The sequence below is a fragment of the Lysobacter arenosi genome (assembly GCF_016613475.2).
Lineage (GTDB): Bacteria > Pseudomonadota > Gammaproteobacteria > Xanthomonadales > Xanthomonadaceae > Lysobacter_J > Lysobacter_J arenosi.
In genome coordinates this window covers 518,765-536,917 of sequence record NZ_CP071517.1, presented here as the reverse complement: position 1 = coordinate 536,917, position 18,153 = coordinate 518,765, and the positions used below count along the sequence as shown (strand labels likewise).

The 18,153-nt window shown below is 66.8% G+C and carries 16 protein-coding genes; 6 read left to right on the top strand and 10 right to left on the bottom strand.

Going from position 1 to position 18,153, the window contains the following annotated elements:
* Nucleotides 1–138: 138 nt before the first annotated feature.
* The 3 genes from lexA to HIV01_RS02655 form a co-directional block, all read right to left on the bottom strand.
* Nucleotides 139–801, bottom strand: coding sequence for a transcriptional repressor LexA (gene lexA, locus HIV01_RS02665; protein ID WP_200604802.1), 663 nt, complete (start codon nt 799–801; stop codon nt 139–141).
* Between the two features lie 76 nt (nt 802–877).
* Nucleotides 878–1,378, bottom strand: coding sequence for a CinA family protein (locus tag HIV01_RS02660; protein ID WP_200604800.1), 501 nt, complete (start codon nt 1,376–1,378; stop codon nt 878–880).
* 83 nt (nt 1,379–1,461) lie between these two features.
* A complete protein-coding gene (locus tag HIV01_RS02655) occupies nt 1,462–4,035 on the bottom strand; it encodes a TonB-dependent receptor (RefSeq protein WP_245156894.1) in 2,574 nt (857 codons plus the stop codon).
* Between the two features lie 415 nt (nt 4,036–4,450).
* Between HIV01_RS02655 and mutS the strand changes: the two genes are divergently transcribed.
* From mutS to HIV01_RS02640, 3 genes are all read left to right on the top strand, one after another.
* Nucleotides 4,451–7,027 (top strand): DNA mismatch repair protein MutS, encoded by a 2,577-nt coding sequence (gene mutS, locus HIV01_RS02650; RefSeq protein WP_245156893.1) that lies wholly within the window; start codon nt 4,451–4,453, stop codon nt 7,025–7,027.
* 202 nt (nt 7,028–7,229) lie between these two features.
* Entirely contained in the window at nt 7,230–8,735 is a 1,506-nt protein-coding gene (locus HIV01_RS02645) for a catalase (RefSeq protein WP_200604791.1), read from the top strand.
* Between the two features lie 153 nt (nt 8,736–8,888).
* On the top strand, nt 8,889–9,530 hold the full coding sequence (locus tag HIV01_RS02640) for a DUF937 domain-containing protein (protein ID WP_200604789.1): 642 nt from the start codon (nt 8,889–8,891) through the stop codon (nt 9,528–9,530).
* 66 nt (nt 9,531–9,596) lie between these two features.
* Here HIV01_RS02640 and HIV01_RS02635 read toward each other — a convergent pair whose 3' ends face one another.
* Both HIV01_RS02635 and HIV01_RS02630 read right to left on the bottom strand, forming a co-directional pair.
* A complete protein-coding gene (locus tag HIV01_RS02635) occupies nt 9,597–10,979 on the bottom strand; it encodes a DUF5692 family protein (RefSeq protein WP_200604787.1) in 1,383 nt (460 codons plus the stop codon).
* Nucleotides 10,980–11,202: 223 nt separating this feature from the next.
* Nucleotides 11,203–11,556, bottom strand: coding sequence for a high-potential iron-sulfur protein (locus tag HIV01_RS02630; protein ID WP_200604785.1), 354 nt, complete (start codon nt 11,554–11,556; stop codon nt 11,203–11,205).
* Between the two features lie 119 nt (nt 11,557–11,675).
* Between HIV01_RS02630 and HIV01_RS02625 the strand changes: the two genes are divergently transcribed.
* Genes HIV01_RS02625 through mtnC form a run of 3 tightly spaced genes read left to right on the top strand, consistent with a single transcriptional unit; the run spans nt 11,676 to nt 13,563 of the window.
* Nucleotides 11,676–12,314, top strand: a complete 639-nt coding sequence (locus HIV01_RS02625; RefSeq protein ID WP_200604783.1) for a methylthioribulose 1-phosphate dehydratase — start codon at nt 11,676–11,678, stop codon at nt 12,312–12,314.
* The gene (locus HIV01_RS02620) at nt 12,311–12,868 is read left to right on the top strand and encodes a 1,2-dihydroxy-3-keto-5-methylthiopentene dioxygenase (RefSeq protein ID WP_200604781.1); all 558 of its coding nucleotides are present in this window, start codon (nt 12,311–12,313) and stop codon (nt 12,866–12,868) included. The genes HIV01_RS02625 and HIV01_RS02620 overlap by 4 nt, the downstream gene beginning before the upstream one ends.
* On the top strand, nt 12,865–13,563 hold the full coding sequence (gene mtnC / locus HIV01_RS02615) for an acireductone synthase (RefSeq protein ID WP_200604779.1): 699 nt from the start codon (nt 12,865–12,867) through the stop codon (nt 13,561–13,563). Before HIV01_RS02620 ends, mtnC begins: the two co-directional genes overlap by 4 nt.
* A gap of 160 nt (nt 13,564–13,723) precedes the next feature.
* Here mtnC and HIV01_RS02610 read toward each other — a convergent pair whose 3' ends face one another.
* The 5 genes from HIV01_RS02610 to hisA form a co-directional block, all read right to left on the bottom strand.
* Nucleotides 13,724–14,308, bottom strand: coding sequence for a YdeI/OmpD-associated family protein (locus HIV01_RS02610; RefSeq protein ID WP_200604777.1), 585 nt, complete (start codon nt 14,306–14,308; stop codon nt 13,724–13,726).
* A gap of 4 nt (nt 14,309–14,312) precedes the next feature.
* Complete coding sequence (locus HIV01_RS02605; protein WP_200604762.1) at nt 14,313–15,917, bottom strand: calcineurin-like phosphoesterase C-terminal domain-containing protein; 1,605 nt, start codon at nt 15,915–15,917, stop codon at nt 14,313–14,315.
* Between the two features lie 74 nt (nt 15,918–15,991).
* Nucleotides 15,992–16,615, bottom strand: coding sequence for a bifunctional phosphoribosyl-AMP cyclohydrolase/phosphoribosyl-ATP diphosphatase HisIE (gene hisIE, locus HIV01_RS02600; RefSeq protein ID WP_200604760.1), 624 nt, complete (start codon nt 16,613–16,615; stop codon nt 15,992–15,994).
* Complete coding sequence (gene hisF, locus HIV01_RS02595) at nt 16,605–17,381, bottom strand: imidazole glycerol phosphate synthase subunit HisF (protein WP_200604751.1); 777 nt, start codon at nt 17,379–17,381, stop codon at nt 16,605–16,607. The genes hisIE and hisF overlap by 11 nt, the downstream gene beginning before the upstream one ends.
* Nucleotides 17,375–18,121 carry a 1-(5-phosphoribosyl)-5-[(5-phosphoribosylamino)methylideneamino]imidazole-4-carboxamide isomerase gene (gene hisA, locus HIV01_RS02590; protein ID WP_200606319.1) on the bottom strand — a complete coding sequence of 249 codons (747 nt, stop codon included), beginning with the start codon at nt 18,119–18,121 and terminating at the stop codon, nt 17,375–17,377. The genes hisF and hisA overlap by 7 nt, the downstream gene beginning before the upstream one ends.
* Nucleotides 18,122–18,153: the final 32 nt, after the last annotated feature.

Below are 18,153 nucleotides of genomic sequence, written 5' to 3'. Positions count from 1 at the left end.
AGACTCCCGTGCGTGCAGTGCAAATTTGTTTGATCAGGGAAGCGGTGGCCATTGGCGCACTCCGAGGGGGATGGTGGGGAAAGGCCGCATCGCGGGGCTGGAAGATCCCAGCCACGGACATCCGGCCCCTGGAGGCGCTCATCGATTCGGCCTCACCAGACCGCAGTAAAGGCCTTCGATGGCGAAATCCTGGTCGGGTTCGACCTCGATCGGCGCGTAGTCGGGATTGCGCGGCAGCAGGCGGATGCGGTCCTTGCCGATCTTGAGCAGCTTGACGGTGATCTCGTCGTCGATGCGCGCGACCACGATCTGGCCCGAGCGCGCATCGCGGGTGCGGTGCACGCCGATCAGGTCGCCATTGAAGATGCCTTCGTCGCGCATCGAGTCGCCCTTCACCTTGAGCAGGTAGTCCGGCGTCGGCGAGAAGAACACGCGATCGAGCAGGACGAAATCGTCCGAGCCGATGTCGGCGCCGATCGGCCGGCCGGCAGCGACCTGCCCCAGCACCGGCAGGCGCAGGGCATCGTCGGAGATGGCGTCGGCAGCTGCATCGGCTGCCTGGACTGCGACCGTGTCGGCCACCTCCGCCAGCGGTGCCACCAGGCGGATGCCGCGGGCCCGGCCCGGCACGCGCTGGATGGCGCCGGCCTGCTCGAGCGCCTCGAGGTGGTACTGGGCGGCACGCACGCTGCTGAAGCCCATGGCGCGGGCGATCTCGGTCTGCGAGGGCGGCACGCCCTCGGCTTCGATCCGCTCGGCGATCAGGGCGAGGATGGCGCGCTGGGTATCGGTGATGTCCATTAGTAGCAATACTACTAACGGAGTTTCCGTGCCGTCAAGTCCGGCCGTCAATCCCCTGCCCGCCCCGCCTTCCGGCTCAGGCCATCAGTTCGGCCAGCCCGTGCAGGGCTGCGGCCACCGTCTGCCGGCGGACGTCATCGCGGTCGCCATCGAAATGGAAGGTCACCGCGGTCGGGTAGCCGCCGCGCCGCTTCCAGGCGATCCACACCGTGCCGACCGGCTTGTCCTCGGTGCCGCCACCGGGTCCGGCGATGCCGGTCACCGCGACCGCCAATGTCGCGCCGGAATGCACCAGCGCGCCGGACACCATCTCGATCACCGTGTCGCGGCTGACCGCCCCGTGCTGTTCCAGCGTCTGCGGACGCACGCCAAGCAGCGCCTGCTTGGCCTCGTAGCTGTACGCCGCCATGCCCGCCTCGAACCAGGTCGAGGAGCCGGGAATGTCGGTGAGCATCTTTGCAATCCAGCCGCCGGTGCAGCTCTCGGCGGTCACCAGGGTCTGGCGGTGGTTGCGGGCCGCTTCGCCGACCACCTCGGCGAGGCGATGCAGGGCGGCATCGGAGACGTCGTTTTTCATGCCGGCATGATAGCCGCAAGCGCAGCAGGCCTCACCTCAACCCCTCCCCCGCTGACGGGAGAGGGGTCTTGAAGCGCCGTCGATCAGTACAGGATCCGCAACGTCATGCCGTACGTGCGCGGCGCGCCGAGGAATCCGTTGAACGAGTTGAACGGATTGTTCGGCGCCGGCGACACGTTCTGCAGCGGTGCGTCGAAGCCGACCTGGACGTAGTCCTCGTCGGTGAGGTTCAACGCCCACAGTTCGACCATCCAGTTGCGGTTCTGCTTGCCGATGCCGATGCGTGCATTGACCACGGTGAAGCCTTCCTGGACCTTCTCCACGTCCAGGTCCGAGCCGGTGTTGTATTCCGACATGTACTTGGCGCCGAGGTTGAAGCGCGCCAGCAGGTCACCGGCAAACGGATAGTCGTAGGTCACCGAGGCTGACGAAGACCAGTACGGCGCGAAGCTCACCCGGCTGCCCGGCAGCTTGTACAGCGCGCCGGTGGGTGCGACGAAATCGCCGCCGGGAATGCTGTCGCCATAACGGGTATCGGCGTAGGTCACGCCACCTTGCACCATCAGCCCGCGCGTGGCCTGCCACAGCACCTCGGTGTCGATGCCCTTGGACACCACTTCAGGGATCGAACGCACCACGAAGCTGGTGCCGAGGAAGCTGTTGAGCTGGAAGTCCTCGTAGGTCTGGTGGAACAGCGTCGCGTTGAGCAGCAGGTTGCCTTCGTCCCAGGTGGTCTTGGCGCCGAGCTCGTAGCTGTCGACGAACTCGCCCGGGAACGAGGTGTCGTTCACCGGCACGATGCCAGAGCCACCGCTGGACAGGCCGGTATTGGACTGCACGCGGTCGAGGTTGAAGCCGCCAGCCTTGTAGCCGCGTGCCGCCGAGGCGTAGCCCATCCAGTGCTCGTTCCAGCGGTAGGCCGCCTTGAGCGTGCCGGACCATTCCTTCTCTTCGCTCTCCTGGTGGGTCACGCGGCCGTTGTGCAGCGGGTTGGCCCAGGGCAGGCAGGAGAAACCGATCACCTGCGGGATCACCGTCGGCAACGCCGCCTGCGGCACGCCGCGCGCGAGCAGCGCCGCCGCCACGCGTTGCTGTCCGCCCGGTCCGAGCATCGCCGAGCAGCCCGGGCTGCCATTGGGATTGCTGTAGGCCGAGTCGAGTTCCTTGTCCTCGCGGGTGTAGCGCAGGCCCAGGGTCAGGTCGAGCGCATCGGTCGCGTGCCAGGTGTTGTTGGTGAAGATGGCCGCGCTCTTGGCGTTCTGCTTGTAGTGGTCATCGGCGCCGAAGCCGGCGAACACCGTGCCGAACGGTCGGCCGCTGGCCTGCGACAGGAACAGCGGCGCGGTCGGGCTGCGGCCCAGCGCCGGGTTGATCATCGACAGCAGCGCCACCGACAGGTACGGCTCGTAGGCATTGCCGATGCGGTAGGTCTCGTTGCGGTCGAGGTCCTCATCGGAATAGAACAGGCCGACCATCCAGTCGATGCTGTCGCTGGCGCCGGTCAGGCGGAATTCCTGGGTGAAGGTCTCGAAACCGGTCAGCGATTCGTCTTCCTCGCCATTGCGGTAGAGGATGTCGGCGCTGCTGAAATCAAAATCCAGGCCGTTGATCGAATCCCACTCGCGCCATGCGGTGATCGAGGTCAGCGTCGCGCCACTGAACCACGGCGTGATCCAGTTCACCTCGGCGGCGAAGCCCTTGTCCTTGATGTCCTGCTTGGTGCTGCGGTTGCTCCAGGCGACGCGTGCGAACGGATCGGCCACCGGCGCGACACCCTCGTCCGGCGACAGGGCATTGACGATGTCGCCCGTGGCGCCGCGCACCGTGGTCACGCCGACGCAGCAGTTCTCCTCGCGACTGGTGAAGTCGGCGATGAAATTGATGTCGAGGTTGTCGGTCGGCTCCAGCAACAGCTGGCCGCGCAGGGTGTGGAAGTTCTGGTCGCCGTCATCGGTCTCCACGCGCGGGCCGGCACCGGTGTGCACGTCGGTGAAGCCGTCGCGCTTGCGTTTGGCTGCGTAAACGCGGAACGCCGACATGTCGTTGAGCGGCACGTTGAGCGAGCCGGCCAGGCCGACCGCGTTGTAGTTGCCGACCGTCAGCTCGCCTTCGACCTGGGTGAGGTAATGCGGGCGCTTGGTGATCACGTTGATCACGCCGGCGGAGGTGTTCTTGCCGAAGACGGTGCCCTGCGGGCCCTTCAGCACTTCGATGCGCTCGATCTCGCCCAGGTCGCCGAAGCCGACGCCGTTGCGCGGCCGGTAGACGCCGTCGATGACCACGCCGACCGACGATTCCAGGCCAGCGTTGTCGCCGACCGTGCCGATGCCGCGGATGCGCGCGGTGGTCTGGGCCTCGCTCTGGGTGCTGGTCACGGTCAGGCCGGGCACCAGCACCTGCAAATCCTTGACGTCACGTACGCCTGTGTCCTGCAGCAGCTGCTCGGGCAAGGCGGTGATCGAAATCGGCACGTCCTGCAGCGCTTCCTCGCGCTTCTGCGCAGTGACCGTCATGGCGGCCAGCGTCGTCGGTTCGTCGTCCTTCTTCAGCTGGCCGCTCTGCAGGACCGGGGCCGCTGCGGCCTCCTGCGCCTGGACCGACCAGACCGGCGTCGCGAGCGTCGTCGCGATCGCGAGCGCAAGCAGCTTCCTGGTCACGTTCTTTGTGGTGCCCACTGAAATAACTGGCTTGCAAGAAACCATCGCGTCCCCTCCCCTCGAGTTATTGGATGTACGGCGTCCGACCCACGAACCACGCACGCGCCCCCTTTTGGCGCGACCGGCGACACCCCCATCCAAACTCGACACCTGTCCCGATGGGCATACGGCAGCGAACGGCAACGGAAACGTAACATGTCCGGGAGACAGCCAATGCGGCGGTGCAGCAGGGCGGCATCTCCACCAGGGCCGTCTTCCCGGCAAAAGCCGGGACCCACCTTGATCCGGAGCCTGCCGAGCACGGATTCGCCCTGCAGGCAACGGGTCCGGAATCCGCCCCCGACTGTTAGCCTAGCGACCTCCTCGCCGGCCCCCTGCGCCGGACCTCCCGCACGCATACGAAGATCCACGATCCATGAGTTCAGCCGAACGGCCGCCCGAGCACACGCCCCTGATGAAGCAGTTTTTCGCCGCCAAGGCGGAGCATCCGGACGTGCTGATGTTTTTCCGCATGGGCGACTTCTATGAGCTGTTCTTCGACGACGCGCGCAAGGCCGCGCGCCTGCTCGACATCACCCTGACCCAGCGCGGCCAGTCCGGCGGCCAGCCGATCCCGATGGCCGGCGTGCCGCACCACTCGGCCGAAGGCTACCTGGCACGCCTGGTGGCCCTGGGCGAATCGGTGGCGATCTGCGAGCAGATCGGCGACCCGGCTCTGGCCAAGGGCATCGTCGAGCGCAAGGTGGTGCGCATCGTCACCCCCGGCACGGTCACCGACGAAGCGCTGCTCAACGAGCGCCGCGACACGTTGCTGTTGACCATCGCCCGCGGAAAGTCTGGCTACGGCCTGGCCTGGGCCGACCTCGCCGGCGGCCGCTTCCTCGTCAACGAAGTGGCCAGCGAGGACGCCCTCGAGGCCGAGCTGGCCCGACTGGAGCCGGCCGAAACCCTGATCGCCGACGAGGACGGCTGGGCGCGCTTCGTGGCCGAACGCACCGGCCTGCGCCGACGCGCGCCGTGGCTGTTCGACGCCGACAGCGGTCGCCGCCAGCTGCTGCGCTTCTTCAACCTGCACGACCTGTCCGGCTTCGGCCTGGAAGACAAGCCGCTGTCGATCGCCGCCGCCGCGGCCCTGCTCGGCTACGTCGAGGAAACCCAGAAGCAACGCCTGCCGCACCTGACCTCGATCGCGGTCGAGTCCGGCGACGGTGCGATCGCGATGAATGCCGCGACCCGCCGCCACCTGGAAATCGACAGCCGCCTCGACGGCGACCACCGCCACACCCTGCTCGGCGTGCTCGATTCGACCATCACGCCGATGGGCGGCCGCCTGCTGCGGCGCTGGCTGCACCGTCCGCTGCGTGAGCGCACTCCGCTGCGCCTGCGCCAGCAGGCGGTGGCGACGCTGCTCGATTCGCGCGCCGGCGATGCGTTGCGCGAACGCTTCCGCGCGCTCGGCGACCTCGAACGCATCCTCTCGCGCATCGCCCTGCGCAGCGCCCGTCCACGCGACCTGTCGACACTGCGCGACGGCCTGGGGATGTTGCCGGAGGTCCGCGCCGAACTGGCGCCGCTGGATTCGCCGCACCTGGCCGCGCTGGCTGCGGAACTGGGCGAGCACGACGAGCACGCGCACCTGTTGCAGTCGGCGATCGTCGCGCAACCGCCGGTGCTCGCCCGCGACGGCGGTGTGTTCGCCGAGGGCTACGACGCCGAACTCGACGAACTGCGCACGCTGTCCACGCACGCCGACCAGTTCCTGATCGACCTGGAAGCACGCGAGCGTGCAAGCAGTGGCATCGCCACGCTCAAGGTCGGTTACAACCGCGTCCACGGCTACTACATCGAGATCAGCAAGGGCCAGGCCGACAAGGCGCCGACCCACTACACCCGCCGCCAGACCCTGACCGGCGCCGAGCGCTACATCACCGAGGAACTCAAGCAATTCGAGGACAAGGTGCTGTCGGCGCGCGAGCGCTCGCTCAGTCGCGAACGCCTGCTCTACGAACAGCTGCTGGACGTGCTCAACGAACGCCTGGAACCGCTCAAGCGCTGCGCCGGGGCGCTGGCCGAACTCGACGTGCTGTGCTGCTTCGCCGAACGCGCGCAGTCGCTGGACTGGGTCGCACCGACCCTGGGTGACGAGCCCGGGTTGCACATCGAACGTGGTCGCCATCCCGTGGTGGAGGCCGTGCGCAGCGATCCGTTCGAGCCCAACGACCTGGTGCTGGGTGAAGACCGCCGCATGCTGGTCATCACCGGTCCGAACATGGGCGGTAAATCGACCTACATGCGGCAGAACGCGCTGATCGTGCTGCTCGCCCACACCGGCAGTTTCGTGCCGGCCTCGCGCGCGACCATCGGACCGATCGACCGCATCCTCACCCGCATCGGCGCGGGCGATGACCTCGCACGCGGGCAATCGACCTTCATGGTCGAGATGAGCGAGACCAGCTACATCCTGCATCACGCCACGTCGCAGTCGCTGGTGCTGATGGACGAGATCGGCCGCGGCACGTCGACCTACGACGGCCTGGCCCTGGCCGAGGCCTGCGCCCGGCACCTGGCGCACCACAATCGCGCCTACACGTTGTTCGCAACGCACTACTTCGAACTGACCACGCTGGCCGAACCAGGCAGCGGCATCGCCAACGTCCATCTCGACGCGGTCGAGCACGGCGACCAACTGGTGTTCATGCATGCGGTCAAGGACGGCCCGGCCGATCGCAGTTTCGGCTTGCAGGTAGCGGCTTTGGCCGGTCTGCCAAAGGCCGTCGTGCAGCAGGCGCGTGGACGACTGGCCGAACTCGAGCAGCAAAGTCGCGACGCTCCGGTCCCATCGCTGGCACCGGTCGCACTGGATGCACCGCAGCAGTTCGGCCTGTTCTCGCCGTCGTCGGCCGCGCTTGATGCGCTGGCATCGCTGGAACCTGACGAGCTGACGCCGAAACAGGCACTGGAAGCACTGTACAGGCTCAAGTCGCTGTCCTGACTGCGCCACCCGGCCGCGTCGTGTAGACGCGGCGTGAACGCCTGAACGTTTAAAACTGCCCGTAGCGACCGCGACGCGGGCGACTGCGCGTCATGCGCGGCCTGTCGATAGTCGCCCCCTATCGAGTCATTCGCCAGAAACGATTTTCATTGATCGTTAGTCCTGCCTACCTTGTAGCCACACAGCCACGAAGGAACGCGCCATGACCAAGCCAACCGACAAGCCCGAGAAGACCCCGCTGACCACCGCCTTTGGCGCACCGGTAGTCGACAACCAGAACAGCATGACCGCCGGCCCGCGCGGCCCGGTGCTGATGCAGGACGTATGGTTGATCGAGAAGCTCGCCAACCTCAATCGCGAGATCATCCCGGAGCGGCGCATGCACGCCAAGGGCTCCGGCGCCTTCGGCACCTTTACCGTCACCAACGACATCAGCAAGTACACGCGCGCGAAGATCTTCAGCGCCGTGGGCAAGAAGACCGAAATGTTCGCCCGCTTCACCACCGTCGCCGGCGAACGTGGCGCCGCCGACGCCGAGCGCGACATCCGCGGCTTCGCCCTGAAGTTCTACACCGAGGAAGGCAACTGGGACCTGGTCGGCAACAACACGCCGGTGTTCTTCCTGCGCGACCCGCGCAAGTTCCCCGACCTCAACAAGGCGGTCAAGCGCGACCCGAAGACCAACCTGCGCAGTGCGCGCAACAACTGGGATTTCTGGACCAGCCTGCCCGAAGCACTGCACCAGGTCACCATCGTCATGAGCGACCGCGGCATCCCGGCCAGCTACCGTCACATGCACGGCTTCGGCTCGCACACCTACAGCTTCATCAATGCCGCCAACGAACGCTACTGGGTCAAGTTCCACATCAAGACCCAGCAGGGCATCAAGAACCTGACCGACGCCGAAGCCGCGCAACTCGTCGGCAGCGATCGCGAGAGCCACCAGCGCGATCTCTTCGATGCGATCGAGCGCGGCGAATTCCCGAAATGGACGATGTACATCCAGGTCATGCCCGAATCCGATGCGGAGAAGGTCCCGTACCACCCCTTCGACCTGACCAAGGTCTGGCCGAAGAAGGATTACCCGCTGATCGAAGTGGGCGTGATGGAGCTCAATCGCAATCCGGAGAACTTCTTCGCCGACGTCGAGCAGAGCGCGTTCGCTCCGAACAACCTGGTGCCCGGCATCAGCGTTTCGCCCGACAAGATGCTGCAGGCGCGCCTGTTCGCCTACTCCGATGCACAGCGCTATCGCCTTGGCGTCAACCACCATCAGATACCGGTCAATGCCGCTCGTTGCCCGGTGCACAGCAACCACCGCGACGGCGCGATGCGCGTGGACGGCAACTACGGCGGCACGCTGCACTACGAGCCCAACAGCTACCAGCAGTGGCAGGAGCAGCCCGAATATCGCGAACCGCCGCTGAAGATCAATGGCAACGCCGACTTCTGGAATTTCCGCGAGGACGATGCCGACTACTACAAGCAGCCCGGCGACCTGTTCCGCCTGATGTCGCGCGAGCAGCAGCAGGTGTTGTTCGAGAACACCGCGCGCGCCATGGGCGATGCACCGGAGTTCATCAAGCTGCGCCACATCGGCAACTGCACGAAGGCCGACCCGGCTTACGGCGCCGGCGTGGCGAAAGCGCTGGGACTGGAAGCGGCGGTTGCCTCGCAGCGCAGCAACGAACCGATGGAAGCGGGCTGAGAATCGCGCGCCATCCCCGCCATCCCATGTCATCCCCGCGCAGGCGGGGATGCGGGAGGTTGTCGCGTTCACTGAGGTACCGAGAACAATTCATCACGGCCACTGAACAGTAAAACGCTAGCATCACAGTCCCCACCCAAAGGACTGACTGCAATGACCACTTCGTTGACCGATGATCTTCTCAACCAGCTGCAAGGACAGCCGCTGGCGCAGATCGGACAACAACTCGGACTCTCACCGTCGCAGGCCAGCGGAGCCGTATCCGCGGCCCTGCCGCTGTTGCTGGGTGCGCTCGGCCGCAATGCCGCGCAGCCGCAAGGTGCACAGGCGCTGTATGGCGCGCTGGAACGCGATCACGCCAGCCTCGATATCGGCAGCGTGCTCGGTTCGGTGATGGGCGGCGGCGGCGGCGGCGGCGGCGCAGGTGGCCAGATCCTCGGCCATATCTTCGGCGCCCGCCAGCAAGGCGCTGCGCAGGGACTAGGCGCCGCGACCGGGCTGGGCAGCAACCAGGCCGGCTCGCTGCTGCAGGTGCTCGCCCCGATCGTGATGGCCTATCTCGCCAAGCAGGTGTTCTCCAGCGGCGGCAACACGCTGGCGAGCCAGCTGCCGGCATCCCCGCAATCGCTGGAGCAGGCCCTGGGCCAGGAACAGCAGACGATCACCCAGCAGGGCGGAATCGGCGGCGGACTGCTCGGCGCCGTCCTCGACCGCGACGGCGATGGCGATACCGACTTCTCCGATCTGATCGGGCTCGCAGGCTCGATGATGGGCGGCAACCAACCGCGGCGCTGATCGCCGCACCGCACAGTTTGAAGTCTGGCCGCAGACCGGCGGCCAGACCTGGTTGCTCCACGATGACTACCTGACGGCGGACGCGGACACGTTCGCTTCGTCTGGCTGCGCCTTGGCGGGCGGGTAGTCCGCCATCGCCGGGATCTTGTCCAGGCCGACGTGGATCGAGTCGTACACGGTGTCGATGCGTTCGGCGTGGCGGTATTGACCGAAGCTGAGCCACGCCGGCCCGCGCTGGAACAACTTCCAGTTCCACACCAGTGCGCACAGCACCAGGTTGATGCCGAAGCTCGCGCTGGCCACGAGCAGCGCCCAGGTCTCGTTGATCGGAATCGGCACGAAGCCCTTTTCCATCACGAACACGCTGAAGGTGAACAGGTACAGGTAGAAGAAGCCCAGCGTCGTGCCACGCGCGGCGACCCAGACTCCGGGAATCCACAGCGCGATCAGCGTCGGCACCAGGTTCAGCGCGATGCTGCTGGAGGTGTACTCGTTGAAGTTGAGGTACGAGAACGTCACGTTCCAGATGTCATACGCGATGATCCACAGCACGACCTGGCCGGGCCAGACCAGGTCGCGGACGTCGGTGCGGTTGGGTCCGATGGCGTTCCAGCGCGTGATCGCCAGGATGTTGAGGATGCCGGCCACACCGTTGAGCAGGTTGGGCATGTAACCGGATTTGAAGTCGACTTCGACCGCCTCCAGGATGTTCACCGCCAGGATCGCGGCCACCAGGAAGCGCATCCACCTGTACTTGTGCAACGGCGTGTAGCGCAGGAACCAGATGAACCAGATCGAGACCACCAGCGTGTAGAGCTTGACCCAGCGGAACGCGGACGTGACGCCGGATTCGTTGATCCAATAGAAGCTCATCACCACTATGCCCAGCCCGCACACGATCGGCGTGAACCACTTCCATTGGCGCCACATCATGAAGGCGGCAGTGAGTCCGGCGAAGACCAGCAACCAGTGGACATAGGGCCAGCCGATGCTGCGGTGGGTGAAGGACAGGTTGTCGCCACCGCCCGCACCGGGAATGCTGGCAACCATGCGCTGGTCGGCACCGAGCGTGAATGCCACGCCGTTGACCTGCGGCGCATCAACCGCGCCACGCAGCGTGATGACGTCGCCGACCTGCGAGTAGGCAACTCGTTCGCGGGCAAAGTGCCCGGGCATGACCCAAAGCAGTTTTACCGTGCTGTCGGCGCGGAACCGCAGCAGGTACCACGAGCTGGCAACCTTCTCGCCGCTCCTGCCCGCGCCGGTGGTGATGACGACCCATTCGCCGCCCGTTCGTGAGATGCCGGGGGCCGGTGACGCCGATTCCGCGCCGGGTTCCGGTGCCTGGCCGATATCGACGCTGCGCCGCTCGCAACCGGCCAGCAGCAACAGGGCAAGCAGAACGAGCAGGCAGCCAGCGAGCCCGGAAAAGGTTCTTGTGGTTTGCATGTGGACCTCTGGTCACGGAGCGTTGCTCCAGGGGGTCCAGGCCGATGGTCAGTCCGTGCGTGACTGGCCAGGCAGTCGACGGACGAATGTCACGCCTTCAGGTTGAACGACGCGATCGAGGTGCCACGATCGGGCGCCGCGGCCCGTTCCTCACCGGACGACTGGAGCCGGCAGTGGAGCCGCAACGGCCCCAAGGCTCCATGAGAAATTTCTGAAATGGCGTTCAGACTTTCTTCGCCCACGCCGAGCACCACCCTTTTGCGGCGACGCTGTGCTGCGGGAACATCAGGCACGGGCCATGGGCCTGCCCGGGCGCCCCTTTGTAGAAGTTGCAGTTCGCGCAGTCGCTGCCCGGCTTGAATAACGGATGCTTCACAGTCGCCGCGTTCTCGGTGTAGGCCAGGGCCTTGGCCTGCGGGTTGTCGAGTGGGAGCGGTGGCAGCGCGGCGGGCTTCGTGGCGGGCTTCGTGGCGGGCTTTGCGGCCTGCGCGAGCGCGGCCTGGGTGGCCAGGCCAGCCAGGAGGAAAGTCGCGACGCGGCCGAGGAATCCACGGCGTGAGGGATCGTGAGCATTCATGGGGCCACCTCCTGCGCTTGCCAGTATGCGCCCGTGGCCCCGGACCGGACGTCCGCCCGTCGCCGTGTTCGTGCCGATGGAATCGCGGCAAAGCTCCCGGGTTCGCTACACTTTGCGCCATGAGCACCCCACTGCCCTACGACCCCCAGCGCCTGGCGCATTGCGCCGGGGAGATCATCGTCAACGTGCGCGAGCTGTCGGAGCTGGGCTGGACGCCGGCGACCAGCAGCAACTTCTCGCGCCGCATGGACGACCAGCACATCGCCATCACCGTCTCCGGACGCGACAAGGGCCGCCTGACCGAGGCCGACATCATGGTCGTCGACCTCGACGGCAATCCGGTCGCGACCAGCAACAAGTCCTCGGCCGAAACCCTGCTGCACACCCAGCTGTACAAGCGCTTCCCCGAGATCGGCTGCGTCCTGCACACACACTCCAAGGTGCAGACCGTGGCGTCGCGCCTGTACTCCGGCCAGGGCCACGTGCACCTGGAGGGCTACGAGCTCTTGAAAGCCTTCAGCGGCAACACCACTCACGAGATGAGCGTCGAGCTGCCGGTGCTGCCCAACAGCCAGGACATGCACACGCTGGCCGCGCAGGTCGACTGCCTGCTCGACCGCAAGGCGATGTGGGGCTACCTGATCGACGGCCACGGGCTGTACGCCTGGGGCAAGGACATGCCGGAAGCCCGACGCCACCTGGAAGCATTCGAATTCCTGCTCGGCTGCGAGCTTGAAATCAGGAGACTGCAGCGATGAGCCGCCTGCGCATTTTCAGTGAAACCGACACCACCACGCCGAGCCTGGCCACCAGCGACCAGGCGGAGATCGCGCGCGAACTGCAGCGCATCGGCGTTGCCTTCGAGCAGTGGCAGGCCAGCGCGCCGGTCGCCCCGGGCGATGCGCCGGAAAAGATCATGGAGGCCTATCGCGCCGACATCGATCGGCTCGTCAGCGAGCGCGGATTCAAGACCGTCGACGTGGTCAGCATCGCCCCGGACAACCCGCAGCGCGAGGTCATGCGCGCCAAGTTCCTGGACGAGCACTTCCACAAGGAAGACGAGGTGCGTTTCTTCGTCGCCGGGTCCGGACTGTTCACGCTTCATGTTGGCGAGCAGGTCTACGAGATCAAGTGCGAGCAGGGCGACCTGATCGCCGTGCCCGACAGCACCCGGCACTGGTTCGACATGGGGCCGGAGCCGAGCTTCATCGCGATCCGCTTCTTCACCGAGCCCGATGGCTGGGTCGGCCATTTCACCGGCACCGACATCGCCCAGCGCTTCCCGCGCTACGAGAAGGGGCAGGCGGGATGACCACCCGCGCCATCCTCACCGACATCGAAGGCACCACCAGCAGCATCTCCTTCGTCAAGGACGTGCTGTTCCCGTATGCCCGCCGTGCCCTGCCCCGCTTTGTCGCCGCGCGCGGCAAGGAGCCGGCGGTTCGCAAATGGCTCGACGCCGTTGCCGCCGAGAACGGTGGCATGTGCGAGGACGCCATGATCGTCGAGGTGCTGCAGGGCTGGATCGACGAAGATCGCAAGCACACCGCGCTCAAGGCGCTGCAGGGCATGATCTGGGCCGACGGCTACAAGAGCGTCGACTTCACCGCACACATCTACCCCGATGCCGCACCGGCACTGCGCGGCTGGCACGCCGCCGGGCTGCCGCTGTTCGTGTACTCCTCGGGCAGCGTGCCGGCGCAGCGGCTGTTCTTCGGCCATAGCGACGCAGGCGACCTGACCGCGCTGTTCTCGGGCTGGTTCGACACCGAGATGGGCGGCAAGCGCGACGCGCAGAGCTATCGTAACATCGTCGACTCGATCGGCATCCCGGCCGGCGAGATCGTGTTCCTGTCCGACGTGGTCGAGGAGCTCGACGCCGCGCGCGAGGCGGGCCTGCAGACCGTGTTGATCGATCGCCTGGAGGATTACCCGAAGCCTCGCGAGGGTGACGCGGCGCACGGGCATCGGCGCGTCGAACGCTTCGACCAGATCGAACTGGCCTGAGCGCCGCCATCCTGGCGAAAGCCGGGATCCAGGCCCGTGGCTCGTCTGCCCTTCCACCGTCATCCCGGCGTAAGCCGGGATCCACGTCGACTTTCGATTCGCCCGTGAGCGGCAAAGCAAGGTGGGTCCCGGCTTTCGCCGGGACGACGTGGACTTGGCGCTAGGCGTGGATCTTCTCGCCCCTTGCGAGCATCTCGACGAACTTCGCGGCACGCGCGTTGCGGGTTTCCGGCTTCTTCGCCGTGTGCACGCGCCAACAAAAGGCGTAGCGGTTGGTGCCGTCGAGTTGCTCGAAGAAGCGGCGCGCCTTCGCGTTCTTCGCCAGCGCCGCCGCCAGCTCCGGCGGCACTTCCATGCCGCTGGCCGCGTGATACGCCGCCCGCCAGCGGCCGTCGGCGCGTGCCGCCTCGACTTCGCGCAGACCACCGGCTTGCATGCGCCCTTCGGCAATCAGCCGCTCGACCTTGCCGACGTTGATCTTCGACCACAGGCTCTTGGGGCGACGCGGCGTGAAGCGCTGCAGGAAATACTGGTCATCGCAGGCGCGCTTGAGGCCGTCGATCCAACCGTGGCACAGCGCCACATCGAGCGCCTCGGCATAGGTCACCGAGACCACGCCCTTGTCTTTCTTGGCGATCTTCAGCCACAGCCCGGGTGCGTTGCCGTGGGCCAGCAGCCACTTTTCCCAAGCCGCGGGATTGGCGAACAACTGGATCGGCAGGTCGGTGGGCAGGGTCGCAACCATCGCGCTATTCCTTGGCCTGGTCGAGGCGGTAGCTGGTCTGGTCGACCAACTCGCCACGCCAGCGATCAAAGACTCGGACCTGGATGAGATGCTCGCCGGCGCCGACATCGGTCGGCAGGACTCCACGCCACAGGTGGGTCGAAGGAACGGCCTCCGGCGAACGGTCGTAGCCTCGCAACTGCCCGGCCTTGTCGTCGGCGGTATTCTCCGCGACCAGGGTCGGGTCCGGTTGCGACACGCGCCGCATCGGCTTCCACGCGCCCTCGTCGATGCGGTACTCGACGCGGCTGTCGGCGTCGCCCATGAACACGTTTGCGTAGACGCCGTTGGCCGCCCATGCGCCCAGTCGCAGCACCTTCGGCGCGTAGAGCGCCATCGCGCGGTCGGCCGGCGCGCGCGCGACCTGGTAGCGCAGCGAATAATCGCCGTCCGGCTTGAAGGTCAGCCAGGCATAGCCGTTGGGCGTGCCGTCGCTCATGGTCGTATCGGGAATGCCCTGCGCATCCTTGACGCCCGACCAGAACGCGCCGCAGGTTGCGCCGACGTTGTACTCGTGCAGCGGCTGCGCGCCGTGCCAGCCAGTCGCGGCATCGTGGCGGTAGTGGCGCTGGTTGTGCGTGTGCGCGCTCAGCAACAGCACCTGGCTGTGGTCCTTGAGCATCGCGAACAGGCGATCGCGGTCGACGCGACGGAAACTCTCCACGCCCGGATACGGCTCGAAGAACGGGATGTGCACCGAGATCACCACGCGCCGATCCTTCGGCAAGGTCGCCAGGTAGGCCTGCAGGAACGCGAACTGATCCTCGCGCAGTCCGCCGACGTACGCGGGGTTCTGGCCCGGCAGGTAGACCACGTCGTCGAGCACGATGAAGCTCGCCTGCGGTTCTTCCCAGGCGTAGCTGTCGGGGCCGAAAACGTTGCGGAACGACAGCAGCGCGTCCTCGTCGCGGGTGGCATCGAAATCGAGGTCGTGGTTGCCGGGCACGTGCATCCACGGCACGCCAAGCTGCGAGGTGACGCGGTTCATCGCCGGGTACAGGCTGAGGTCGTCGTTGACGATGTCGCCCAGGCTCAGGCCCAGCCGCACGTCGTGCTTCCCGACCAGCGGAGCGACGATGTCGCGTTCGTAGTAGCCAACGTCGGTCAGGCTCTTGGGCTGCGGATCGCCGAAGACGAGCATCTTCAGGTCACCGCCGAGCCGCGACTGCTTGCGCAAGGCGAAATCCAGCTCGCCGCCGGCGGTGGCGGCGATGCCGCCGTAGCGCAGTTTCGGCGATCCTGCGGGGCCATGTCCAAGTGTTGCCGCGTGATGCCAGAACAGCGGCAATCCGTTCGCGCCGGTGGCCGCGGCGTAACCGGCGGGCTTGATCACGAACACCGTGCTGCCGTCGAGCGCGTGCAGCCGGTAGCGGCCCTGCGCATCGGTGACGGCCAGCTCGCGGCCATTGGAGACCTTGATGCCGGCTATCCCACGCTCGGATGCATCGCGTCGCTGGTTGCCGTTGCTGTCCTGGTAGACCGTGCCGGTGATCGATGCCGGTTGCGCCTGTGCATGCGCCGCGGAGCTGAAGATCAGGCACAGGGCAATGAGCAGTTGGAATCGCGGCATGTGTAGGTACCGGGGAGCCTTGGCTGAGGGGACCATTTTGCCGCAAGCGCCGGCGGCTTGCCCTGCACCCGTGCTCAGCTGCGATGTCTCGTTTTCAGCAGTGCCTCCACGTCGCGCAGCCCGAGGCCCCGCGCGCGCAGCAACACCAGCAGGTGGTACATCAGGTCGGCCGCTTCGCCGATCAGGTCCTCGTCCGGCTGCGCTACCGCGGCCAGCGCCGTTTCCACGCCCTCCTCGCCGACCTTCTGGGCAATTCGGTGCATTCCTCCCTCGAACAACGAGGTGGTGTAGCTGCCGGCCGGGCGCTCGCGCTCACGCGTGGCGATCAGCGCATCGAGTTCGGCCAGGAACGACGCCTGCGCCTGTGGGAAGCAGCTCGTCCGACCGAGATGACAGGTCGGGCCGAGCGGGCGCGCCAGAACCAGCAGCGTGTCGGCGTCGCAGTCGGCCTCCACCGACACCAGTTCAAGGAAATGACCGGAGCTTTCGCCCTTCGTCCACAGGCGCTGTCGGCTGCGGCTGAAGAAGGTCACGTGACCGCTGTCGACGGTGGCCTTCAAGGCGTCGCGATCCATGTAGCCGACCATCAGCACAGCCAGCGTGTCGGCATCCTGCACGACCGCCGGCAGCAGGCCGCCCTGCTTGTCCCAGGCCAGCTCGTCGAAGGGGGGCGCCAGCGTGGTGGCTTCAAGCGACATCGCGCACCTCGATGCCCTGCCCGCGCAGGTGCCGTTTGAGTTCGGGGATGGGAACCGCGCCGGAATGGAACACGCTGGCCGCCAGCGCCGCATCGACGTCGGCCTGGCGGAACACCTCGGCGAAATGGTCGAACGTGCCGGCGCCGCCCGAGGCCACCAGCGGCACCTGGCAGCGCTGGCGCACCGCCTGCAACTGCTCGATGTCGTAACCCTCGCGCACGCCGTCGCTGCCCATGCAGTTGAGCACGATCTCCCCGGCGCCACGCTGCTGCGCTTCGTCGACCCAGTCGAGCGTGCGCTGCGGCAGTGCCCGCGTGCGCGACGGGTCACCGCTGTACTGGCGCACCCGCCACTGTCCATCCTCGTCGCGCAGGCTGTCGATGCCGACCACCACGCATTGCTGGCCGAAGGCGTCGGCGATCTCGCCGATCAGCTGCGGACGCTCGAGCGCAGGGGTATTGATCGACACCTTGTCGGCACCGGCATGGAGCACCGTGCGTGCATCCTCGACCGAACGGATTCCGCCGGCGACGCAGAACGGGATGTCGATCTCGCGCGCGACACGCTCGACCCAGGCACGGTCGACGCTGCGCCCTTCCGGGCTGGCGGTGATGTCGTAGAAAACCAGTTCGTCCGCGCCCTCGTCGCGGTAGCGCATCGCCAGCGCGACGATGTCACCCATGTCGACGTGGTCGCGGAAGCGCACGCCCTTGACGACGCGGCCGTCGCGGACGTCCAGGCACGGGACGATGCGTCGGCTCAGCATCGGCGCACCCTCTCCAGCGCCTCGTCGAGGGCGAAGCGGCCCTCGATCAGCGCCTTGCCGAGCACCGCGCCGCTGCATCCGGCGGCCCGCGCGGCGAGGATGTCGGCGATGTCGCGGATGCCGCCCGATGCCTGCACGTATAGCCCCGGCGCAAGCCGCGCGATCAGCCGGTACAGGTCAAGGTTGGGTCCGCCAAGCGTGCCGTCACGGGAGATGTCGGTGCACAGCAGGTGGCGCACGCCACCGTCGGCGAAACGTCGTACCAGTGCCGGCAGACTGGCCGAGCTGGTTTCGGTCCAGCCCGATACCGGCAACTGCCACTCACCATTACCGTCCTGGCGTGCATCGAGGGCCACGGTGATGCGCTCGGCTCCGAACCGCGCCACCCAGCCAAGCACCCTCTCCGGCTCACGCACGGCGAGCGAGCCAATCACCACGCGGTCGGCGCCGGCCTCCAGAATCCTGGCCACGTCATCCTCGCCGCGCACGCCACCGCCGGTCTGCACGCGCAGCCAAGTGGTGCGGGCCAGCACGCGCAGTAGCGGCAGCAAGGTGTAACCGCCGTGGCGGGCGGCATCCAGGTCGACCAGGTGCAGCCAGCGCGCACCTTGCCGCGCGTGGCGCATCGCCATCCCGAGCGGCCGCTCCTCATAGCGGGTCTCGCGGTCGTAGTCGCCCTGGTGCAGCCGCACCATGTGGCCTTCGCGCACGTCGATCGCAGGGTACAGATCGAATTCCATGGCGGGTACCGGTGACGGCAATGGTTCGGCGC